The sequence below is a fragment of the Acinetobacter sp. ANC 5045 genome, from assembly GCF_004331005.1.
Lineage (GTDB): Bacteria > Pseudomonadota > Gammaproteobacteria > Pseudomonadales > Moraxellaceae > Acinetobacter > Acinetobacter towneri.
Genome location: NZ_SJNS01000037.1, coordinates 1 through 6588, shown reverse-complemented (window position 1 = coordinate 6588; position 6588 = coordinate 1). Strand labels below are relative to the sequence as shown.

Below are 6588 nucleotides of genomic sequence, written 5' to 3'. Positions count from 1 at the left end.
CGAATCGAGATGGTATGGAAGCAGATGAAATATTATTGGCGAGATTTTCAAGTCATGACAGCTGATAAAATAGAGCAATGGGTGGAGAGAGTATCAAACCAATTCGGAAAAGAATACATGTTTACTTTTTAATGACAGCTTAAGACCTGATAAATAACTTTCAAAAAAGGTGGGTCAATATAATAAACATTACTCACAGTCGGTTCGTGTACATGATCGAGGTATCGACGCAATACTTGATGATCAACAAAAGAGGATACTCTGCGTGTACTCTCATCTTGACTAAAATCATATTCACGTTTTTTTATATCTTCATTTTCATCATCATCATCCTTTGCACGAGCATCCGAATAATCCGAGAAGCCTTCTGTGATCAAAGGTGGGGCAATGAAACTTAAAATAGAAACCTCTGTTTCCTCAAGTGAGGGTTGAGCTTTTTTTCTATTCACCTGTACTTTTTCATCATAGTAGAGATTTTCAACAGCCACCCTATATTCATCTAAATAGCGATTTAATGATTTTTCAATCTGATTATTTTTCTGTGCATTGAAAGCTAGACAAGTAGCAATTGTTCGGTCTTTGTGATGTTTAGCATAATTACTAAATTCTTTTTTCGAAAGCTTTAATGGATCAACATCTATAATTGCTCTAAAATAGAAAACAAGATTGGTTAATACATCATCTACACATTTATCAAAGTTTTTATCCACCACTCTAAGTAATAAGTACAATGTATAGTTTATTCTTTGGACTTTTAATTCTGAGTCATCAAGCTTCAAAAGCAATCCAGACAAAAACATTACATAATTTAAAATTTCAAAAGTTTTATTATTTATCTCAATTCGAGTACCATTATTTAATTTTTTAGAATTATTGCATAGCATCGAGACACTCAAAAACCCCAATATATGCTTATATTTAGTTCTTTGCTGATATCTGCAAATATTAAAATACAACATCTCACAGCGATCTATTAGAATTTCAAAACTATCTTTATCTATAAAACTCAAATGAAAATCTTGAACATATTCAAAATTTAAAACCGCTATTCTTTCACTATATCCAGAAATTTTTTTCTCAAAATCATTACAATGATTTTCAAGATCTTCCTGATTTAAAATTTCACTCATTTTAATTAACTCCAAAATAACTCTTAATATTCATTAAAATTCTTAGGCAATTTAAAAAATTTCACAAAATCACTTTTATATAATTTTTCATGATTAGAATATCCACGTTTTTTAAACACCTCCTTATTAATATAAAACCTTATTTCCGTCTTATCTTTTTGGTTTAAATATTCAAAAATCCTGTTAAACAAATAATTTCTTGATTCCTTCTTAATTGAAGCACTTTTTAAATAATGAAAAAGCTCGAACCAAAAAACATAACTTGTTTGAGCCTCAACCCAAACCTTCTGATCTTGCTTGATCGAATCCGGTAAATAAGCACATGCTGTTTTAAAACATTCAAGATCGTCACTGATTCGTTTAGCAATTGAAGTAAGTATTTGGCCTTGGACCTTCTTTTGCAGGGTTACACTAGAACCAGTTTGATTAAGTACAGTCTTAAGTATGTCCAATTGAGTTTTTTCAACCACAATCTTCGAGTGACTCGTACTACGATGTTTGACTTTTTGCTTTGATTTTGAATATTTTTTGGACATTATTAACTCCAAATCCTACCCTATAAAAATTTCATTAAGACTTTTTTTGAGCATGACAAAGCCTAGAGCCTAAATCTAAATCCAATTTAAACTGATGATATTTCTTAAAAAATAGGTATATAAATTTTATGGATGAGATAGTATTTCTTGTTATTGTGTGCTTTTTACCTCTAAATAGAGTGAACGCCAATAGCATGAAAAACTATCTCAATTTTTCTAGACTTCTTCTTTGACACAAGCAAATTTATAGACTTCTGCTTTACTCCATCGAAGACTGCGACCATGCCTAATAGGACTTATTGGTCCGTTTTCATACAATGCCCATTTACGTAATGTTTGTTCTGCATACCCTAATAAACGAGCAGCCTCACTAGTAGATAGCAATAATCTATCTTGAGTAATTTGTTTAACTTTATGTTTCATGTTGATTAAGATATCTGGTTTAATACATTTACATAAAACTAAATTTTTTAATTAATTTATATATATATATCTGATTTTTTTATGATCCTATACTACTAAATAAAATTTTAAAAATTAACAAAACAATTATAACATTGATTTATATAAGATATTTTTAAAAAAAGTATGAAACTACAAAAGTAAAACTAGTACCTTCTTAAGGACAGTCAATCACATCTATCTTCAACACCACTCAATTCAGAAGAATTACCATACATAACCACCTTATAAATCTCAATTCATTATCCACTTTCTTATTAAATTTAAAATATCAATCAATAAAATATATAAATTTATAATTTTTAAACAACTAATAAAAAAATATTCACAATCTTATTGAGTAAATGAAATTTTATAAAAAAACTATTATATTAAACACATAATTTTAATTATCATTTAGTAATGAGAATTTTTTTAGCTATGGCGCTCAAACCAGATTATTTAAAAGCACAATTTCCTAATAAATAAGCTTATACCTAAAATTTATCATACAATTAATTAACCCCATTATGACAACATCTCAATAGGTTAAGTTAATATATCAATTGGGTTTAATTATAATATTTTAGCGGCAGTGTAAAATATCCCTCTAGCGGCATTTAAAAACTGCCACTTAGTTAATATAGTAGTCATTTGGAACTGCTCAAATATGTTAACTTTGGAGCAAGAAGTTACAGTTTAAACACTGTATAAACAAGGTTTATTTAAGGTAATGAGTTGAGAACTTGCGGAATCTAAAAATACCGTGCGTAAATATTTACAGCAAAAGTCCACACTACAGTATCGGCTTACAACCTAGAATAAGTATTCTTGACTCATATAAACCTTATTTTCTTGAACGCGTAAATACTCCTTATCCTGAATGGATTCCTGCCGTTGTACTCTACCAAGAAATTTTAGAGCTTGGATATCTAGGAAAGGTCAGGATCGATCTTAAGGGAATATCTTGCAACATTATAACCAGTCACCATACTGAAACCCTAAACTGCTCGACTGTGCTAAAAAATATGGCTTTCGCCCCAGCATATGTAAGCGCTACTCTGCACAAATCAAAGATAAAGTTGAACGCTTTAATGGATACCTCAAATCAAGCTTTATTGTGTTATTAAAAGCAAGCTTGAAGACTTCGAGTTTACTGTTAGATGTTGATTGTTACCAATGGCCCCCTATTGGCCGGTGGCTGCATGAAACCGCTGTCAATCAGCGGATTCATGCCACTACTGTCAACAACCTAGTCAACCGTTCATGGAACAACTGTATTAATGGCTCAACCAACACCATCTAACGCGGCTATCGAGTTCTCTAACTGTTCGAACGATCAACTAAAGCTTAAAATGCTGGCAGGCACTCTACCGCTATCTGGTTGATGGTAACTTACCAATCAACCTAAGAAGCATTACTTCGTAAGGGTTCGAAAATCAGATGTGTCCGTAGGCCTTGGGACGTAAGAACTGGTTGTTTACTGACTCGCTGCGCAGTTGTAAGTGAGCGGCTAATATGACACGCCTCATTCAGTCAGCAAAGCTGAATGGATTGGATTCCTATGCCTATTTAAGTGATATGCTAAAAAGGCTGTCAACACATAAAGTGTCCCGACTAGATGAATTACGACCACACTGCTGGAAATCTAACTTAATTAAAAAATAACTATGAGGTTCAGCGGACGCTTACGTAGAAACTTGTAATAAACTGATCTAAAAAATGGGATCATATACATCATTATTCGTATCTCAAAGTATTAACTTAAATTGTGATTAAGCCATGCCAGAATTAGATCGCCTCCATACCCATGTTGTCACTTAAATTTGAGTAACTACAGGAAATTCTATTTTTCAAGTCTTTATACAACAAAACCAGTTAAGAATAATGTTGATTTAAGCTGCTTACCATTTGCTTACTAGAATACAAAAACAAAAAAACCACTTAGGATTAGTACACCTAAGTGGTTGTTTTATATGGTGGGCCCACCCAGACTCGAACTGGGGACCAACGGATTATGAGCGGAGACAGTTTTTTATATTTTTACCATATAAAACAATATCTTATTTCTTATTAAAATAGTCAAAGCGAATACAATCAAGGAGACCGAAGATGAATTAAGAAGTGTAAGAAAATTAAGACTTTTGGCTTTTTAAGATAAAGATAACCCAAATGTCAGTTTTTCTAGGAATAAGAATAATAAGCAATTTTTTGTTCAAAAAAATCACTAAAACCGCAAAAAGACCGCTGTTTACTGTGGTCCCGCAAAGATAGACCGCAGAAATGTAAAGATTTTTTTATAGACCGCAAAGACCATGCCTGCTTTGTGTGCAAGGTGCTGGACCGTAGAATAGATATTTCGTTGAATCAATGTTCTTCTAAAGACATCAAACTTAAAATAAAAACTTACTCTTCCTTTTTGATTACATTTGAAATTTTAGGTTTTGTTAGTATTATTTATATTTTTCGAAATATAAAGTAGATATGAATTCAGAACTTACAAAACTTTTAGATAGTTTAAATGATCCTCTTAAGATTGATTTAAAAGATCATGATATATGGATGGCACTTCATAAAGTTGCCCATGATAATCCCACTTTTGAGAGTGAAGCAGAAAAGATGGCTTTCTATATTAGTGAGGTTAAAGGGATTCATATTCAAAGTGAATGGGATTTTTTTTATCCACATACATCTACAAAAAAGGAAGGAAAAATTGTTGAGTTTCCAAAAATTGAAGATATAAATATAAATGTTATTAACTATTGGAAAAATAGATCAAATGAAACCCAAAATTTATATATGAAGCTTCGTTATACAGGTCTTGTTTTTGTATTCGAGAAAATTGTTTTAAAAGAAAGTTTTAATTATGAGTTGTTCAAATCTTATATAAATTTATTAATTGAAAAATGTCAAGAAAATACTGAAGATTGGATTGGTACAATTAGATATGCCGAAAGAGCACTTATATTATCTCAACGGTATAGAAATGAGAAATTAATAAAAGATAGCATTTCAAACCTTATTGACTTGGAAGAAAGGATAGCCAACATTCAATACCCAATAACGTGGGGGTTCTGTTTTGAAAAACTTATACTGAATCAAAATAAATTACTAACACATGAGCAAGAAGACAAAATTATCTCAGACATGGAATTAAACTATTCAAAATTATATGAAACTATTGAAAAACCATATTTACTTGATTTTCATCTAGATTTAATAGCTAAATATTATAGGTCTAAGAGTAAAAATGAAAAAATTAAGGAATTACTCATTAAATATCAAGAAAAATTAAAAAATTATATAAAAACAGTTAGGCCAATTGTTGCTGTTACTGAGTTGAAAGACTTTTATAAAAAATGTATTGAAAATAATATGCATGATATTGCAAACCAAACATTAATTTCGATGCAGAGTTATAACAATTATGTTATTCAAGACATGTCAACATTAGAGAGCTCAGTAACTATTAGCCAAGAAAAAATGGATTTAATGTTACGAGAGAATATTTCTGGAAACTTTCATCAAGCTATTCAAAGATTGATTCTTAAATATGTCATTTCAAAAAAAAGCGTTTTAATCCAAAGAGATAATATGCTTGATCAATATCCTTTAATGAGAATTTTTTCCAATCGAACAATTATTGATAATAATGGGCGAATCACTGCAAAAATTTCATTAAATGATGATGAAAGTATTGCTTTTGAAGAAATGAAAAAAATAATTATATCGAACACTTCATTATTTAATTATTTTTTTAGGGAAATAATTTCTAAAAATAAAAAAAATTGTGAAGATATCATAGATTACATCTATGAATCTCCAGTATTTGAAGAGAAAAGTAGAGAAACCATACATAAGGGCGTTGATGCTTTTTTAAATAATGACCATATCATTTCCGTTCATTTACTTATACCTCAAGTTGAAAAAGCATTTAGAAAAGCAATAGAACTTCATGATGGTAATATTTTACGTTCAAATAGAGATGATGGCATGAACTTCCAGACATTAGATGGATTAATAAATCATGAAACCATTAATAAAATTTATCATAATGATGAAGACCTTATTTTTTACTTCAGAGCAGTTTTATCTGAACCTAAGGGACTCAATATCAGAAATAATATTTGTCATGGAATACTAGATTCAGAGGATATAGATTTTAGCTATTCTTTGCTTACTATACATATAATTTTTCTATTAGCACAAATTAAATATGAAATTTAGATTAATTCTAATTAAGCTGTCATTAAAAAGTAAACATGTATTCTTTTCCGAATTGGTTTGATACTCTCTCCACCCATTGCTCTATTTTATCAGCTGTCATGACTTGAAAATCTCGCCAATAATATTTCATCTGCTTCCATACCATCTCGATTCGATTTAACTCAGGGCTATAAGCTGGAATAAAATACAAATTCGTCGAAAAGTTACTTTTAAGTAGCTCTCTGTAATCAGCCATCTTTTTACTTCTATGAATC

5 protein-coding genes and 3 pseudogenes are annotated in these 6588 nt (G+C 30.3%); 4 read left to right on the top strand and 4 right to left on the bottom strand.

Annotation, left to right across the window (positions count from 1 at the left end):
* Nucleotides 1-132: pseudogene (locus E0H79_RS14905) on the top strand (transposase); the annotation flags it as partial.
* On the opposite strand, the gene E0H79_RS14900 reads toward E0H79_RS14905, so the two are convergent.
* The 3 genes from E0H79_RS14900 to E0H79_RS14890 all read right to left on the bottom strand — a co-directional run bounded on the left by E0H79_RS14900 (nt 129) and on the right by E0H79_RS14890 (nt 2089).
* Nucleotides 129-1130: a hypothetical protein gene (locus E0H79_RS14900; RefSeq protein ID WP_131262053.1), complete on the bottom strand. Its 1002-nt coding sequence runs from the start codon at nt 1128-1130 to the stop codon at nt 129-131. The pseudogene E0H79_RS14905 and the gene E0H79_RS14900 overlap by 4 nt on opposite strands.
* Before the next feature lie 23 nt (nt 1131-1153).
* Entirely contained in the window at nt 1154-1666 is a 513-nt protein-coding gene (locus E0H79_RS14895; protein WP_131262052.1) for a hypothetical protein, read from the bottom strand.
* A gap of 216 nt (nt 1667-1882) precedes the next feature.
* Complete coding sequence (locus E0H79_RS14890; protein WP_010111312.1) at nt 1883-2089, bottom strand: helix-turn-helix domain-containing protein; 207 nt, start codon at nt 2087-2089, stop codon at nt 1883-1885.
* A 724-nt stretch (nt 2090-2813) separates the two neighbouring features.
* Between E0H79_RS14890 and E0H79_RS15540 the strand changes: the two are divergent.
* The 3 genes and pseudogenes from E0H79_RS15540 to E0H79_RS14880 form a co-directional block, all read left to right on the top strand.
* Nucleotides 2814-3350 (top strand): annotated as a pseudogene (locus E0H79_RS15540) (IS21 family transposase); the annotation flags it as partial.
* Nucleotides 3335-3775: pseudogene (locus E0H79_RS14885) on the top strand (transposase domain-containing protein); the annotation flags it as partial. The pseudogenes E0H79_RS15540 and E0H79_RS14885, both read left to right, overlap by 16 nt.
* Nucleotides 3776-4591: 816 nt before the next feature.
* Nucleotides 4592-6334: a DUF4209 domain-containing protein gene (locus E0H79_RS14880; protein ID WP_131262051.1), complete on the top strand. Its 1743-nt coding sequence runs from the start codon at nt 4592-4594 to the stop codon at nt 6332-6334.
* Nucleotides 6335-6356: 22 nt separating this feature from the next.
* On the opposite strand, the gene E0H79_RS14875 is transcribed toward E0H79_RS14880, so the two are convergent.
* Nucleotides 6357-6588 (bottom strand): transposase (locus E0H79_RS14875; protein ID WP_171458237.1); only part of this gene is annotated, 232 nt, incomplete at its 5' end.